Source organism: Methylophaga sp. UBA5088 (assembly GCF_002414625.1).
Classification (GTDB): domain Bacteria; phylum Pseudomonadota; class Gammaproteobacteria; order Nitrosococcales; family Methylophagaceae; genus Methylophaga; species Methylophaga marina.
In genome coordinates this window covers 4528-5243 of record NZ_DIAC01000002.1, presented here as the reverse complement: position 1 = coordinate 5243, position 716 = coordinate 4528, and the positions used below count along the sequence as shown (strand labels likewise).

Here is a 716-nt window from a genome sequence, read left to right as displayed (position 1 = left end):
ATTCTACCTATTCATCCCACTAACGATGACAAATCAGTACTCTCTGTTGTCACCGATAGCCCAGATAATCCGGTTTTAAAAAATCAGTTAGGCAGGATAGTAAAAGCGGACTATCAGCTGTGCGTCACAGATAAAGCCACCATGGATTATCAACTGCAGCAGTTATCCCACTCGCAAAACCTGCTGAGTTTTGATGCGGTATCAGAAGTATCTGAGCTACTGAATGAAGCCTATCTCAATCGTGCCTCAGATATTCATATCGAAGCGCTGGAAAACTACTACTTGGTCAGGCTTCGTATTGATGGCAGTTTACAAGAATATGGCCGCCGCTATTTACCTGAAGAAGGTGTGTCCCTGATTAGCCGTATCAAGGTCATGTCCAACCTCGATATCGCTGAAAATAGAATGCCACAAGATGGCGGCGCTAATCACCGAACACCTATGGGCAGTGACTTTGATCTCCGTATCGCTACTGCCCCGACTAAGTTTGGCGAACGCGTCACGATTCGATTACTTGGTACCGATAATCAATTATTTACCTTGCAACAGCTTGGTATGTCTGACAGTGCCTTGGAACAATTCAGTGAGATTATCCAACAACCACACGGCATTATTTTAATTACCGGTCCAACCGGTAGCGGTAAGTCCACCACTTTGTATGCCGCCCTGTCCCAACTTCAACGTGAGGAAATTAATATTCTCACCGCTGAAGATCC

General features: G+C 45.3%; 1 protein-coding gene. It reads left to right on the top strand.

From position 1 onward, the window contains the following. On the top strand, window positions 1-716 hold a 716-nt coding region (locus B4K20_RS00225), incomplete at both ends, for a GspE/PulE family protein (RefSeq protein ID WP_289281431.1).